Genomic DNA, 2,504 nt, shown 5'->3' with positions numbered 1-2,504 from the left:
CTGCCGGACGTGCGCAAGGTGCTGGCCGAGCAGCAGGCCATGGGCGCGGCAGCTGGGACGGTGCTGGAGACCAGCCGCCAGGTAGCGGGCGACATCGCCGCCAATGCGGCGAAGAAGACCGCCGAGGCGCGCGATGCCTACCTGAAAGGGCTGAATGGCGATCAGCAAGCGGCGTTCGCGAAACTGGATCCAACTCAGCAACAGGATCTGTTGCTGACCCAGAGTGCAGCCTACCGAGATGCCTATACCAGCCAAACCCAATGGGGTACCGGAGGTGAGTACAGCCGTGCGTTGCAGGCGGTGACCACTGCGCTGGTGGGTGGTGTGTCCGGGCAGAGCGGCACGCAGGTGGCAAGCAATGCGCTGGCACCGTACGCGGCGCAACTGATCGGGCGGACCTTCGATGGCGACCACGGCAGCGACCCGAATGCGGCCGCGCAATTGCTTTCGCATGCGCTACTGGGCGCAGTGCTGGCTGAGGCCAACGGCAGTTCGGCCGCAAGCGGTGCACTGGTCGGCGCCGGTGGTGAGTTGGCGGCCCAGTACCTGACAAAGACGCTCTACGGCGCCGACGCCAAGCCCAGCGATCTATCCGAGCAAGACAAGCAGACGATCCTGGCACTGTCGCAAGCGGTCGGCGCGCTGGTGGGCGGGATGACAGGCGGCAGTCTGAGCGACGTCGCCGTCGGCAGTACGATCGCGCGCAATGCGGTCGAAAACAACCGCATGCTGACGGATACAGAAATCAACCGGATCAAGGAACTAAGCAAGGGCGATGTCCAGCTGCAGGCGGACCTCACTGCTGCTGCGTGCGCACGAGTGAAATGCTCAGCACAATTTGCAGATGGAACTCCAGAAAAAGCGTTCTGGGGTGCACTCGAAGCGAAGGGAGCGGGCGATGAGTACAAGCAACTAGGCGACTTGCTCGCGAAGCAAATTTACCAAGACTACAGTTCCTATACTGCCGCGAAAACAGGGATTCCATCTGAAAAACAGCTTTTTGATTACGACTTAGGGGATGCCGCAAAGGATGGTGTAATCAAATGGGATAACAGTAACGGGCATCCCTTGGCTCGCTTGGGCGGCGTGCTGCAAGCAGGAACGGGCATGGCAGCCATGTCCGCAGGGGCTGGAGGGTGTGCAGAGACTGGCATTTCCTGTGTGCTGCTACCCTGGGGTGCAGATCAGACTGCCGCCGGCATTAAAACGGCAGCGACGGGGGAGCCGGCATCCACGATAGGTGGCATGCTGCTAAGCAAAACGGGGCTGCCCACGCCTTATGCAGAAGCACTCTATTCTCTGATTGGATTTGTTCCATCCGGTGCTGTTCCCGGTCTGGGCAGGTCAGCCACGACGTTGCCTATCACTACCCTTGAGCCGGTAAATGCCTTGAAACCGGTGGGTGAGGTTACTGAAACGGCGGGTAGCAACGGGGGGAGAACGGTTCTTCGCTTGGGCGACGATATTCCTGCTTCGAACGTCGCAGCTGATGTGCCAAAAGGCAACGCGATTGACACGTCTTCTTTGAATGGCTTATCTGATGTGCCGGTTGTAAGAGTAAATGCTAGAAACGCTATAAAGGGTTCTCCTGAGTATGAGTTGCTTAACAATCCTAGCGCTCGAGCACCAAATACACGATATGAACTTGATAATGGTTCTTCTTTCACAACAAATAGTGCGGGTCAGGTGGAGGAGCTAACGTTCACACCAGTTGACACGAAGGTGCCGCGAGATGCGAGACAAACAGAAGCAGGAAGACAAGGACGCAGTACAGACGTTGGTGGGCATGCTCAAGCATGCAGTCAGGGCGGTACATGCGATGGTTACAATTTGTTTGCTCAGGATAAAAATTTCAACAATTCCGCTTATAAAGTTTTTTATGAGAACGAAATCAAGCGTGCGCTAAATGATCCGACAGCTACCGTTGGCCCGACTACCATAAGATTCAATAGGTCCGTTCCTGATTCGCCAAGGCCGGACACGTTAGTTGTGACGTATACTATCAATGGAAAAACAAGCACTGTGGTTTTTGAAAACGAAGCCAATAAAATTCCTTGGAAGAAGAAATGATCATTGAAGATTTGAATACAATTAAAGAAATTTTCGCACTTCTGGACTCTGGTGTAGTCGATGGGTATGATAGTTTCACTTTTGAGGTTGAAGTGGGAGCTGGTTATATCAACACAGTGTTGACAGTTGAGAAAGATGGAATAACATCTACCGATGTCAAGACGGATATAAACTATGCAATACTGTACGCGCTAGTAAAAAACCTTAGGGAAAACGCTGTGCAACGTGGTGAGGGCTGGACTTCCTTTGTTCTCTCATACAAATTGGGTGGACAAGTAAAAACAAATTTTAAATATAATAAATAATTGCAGCTACACAGGGATGTGAGCCGTTTGCGTCGCCCGCGACACAGTGCTCAACGTCGCGGCCTTAACCTCATTTTCACCTGCACCACCTTGCAGGCCGGCAACAGCGCCGCACTGCTGGCGGGCAAC

At 54.2% G+C, this 2,504-nt stretch carries 2 protein-coding genes; both read left to right on the top strand.

Going from position 1 to position 2,504, the window contains the following annotated elements; all coding sequences use genetic code 11:
• A partial coding sequence (locus D588_RS26635; RefSeq protein ID WP_198526759.1) for a VENN motif pre-toxin domain-containing protein occupies positions 1-2,070 on the top strand: 2,070 nt, incomplete at its 5' end.
• On the top strand, positions 2,067-2,375 hold the full coding sequence (locus D588_RS26630; protein ID WP_081613538.1) for a hypothetical protein: 309 nt from the start codon (positions 2,067-2,069) through the stop codon (positions 2,373-2,375). The genes D588_RS26635 and D588_RS26630, both read left to right, overlap by 4 nt.
• The last annotated feature ends 129 nt before the right edge of the window (positions 2,376-2,504 follow it).

It is taken from the genome of Xanthomonas sp. SHU 308 (assembly GCF_000364645.1).
Taxonomy (GTDB): domain Bacteria; phylum Pseudomonadota; class Gammaproteobacteria; order Xanthomonadales; family Xanthomonadaceae; genus Xanthomonas_A; species Xanthomonas_A sontii.
Note: the sequence above shows the minus strand (reverse complement) of the source record. Positions and strands in the feature narration are given on the sequence as shown.

Bases quoted from the DNA above. Each gene is read 5' to 3' on its own strand.
- D588_RS26630 (WP_081613538.1), top strand. From the start codon at position 2,067: ATGATCATTGAAGATTTGAATACAATTAAAGAAATTTTCGCACTTCTG.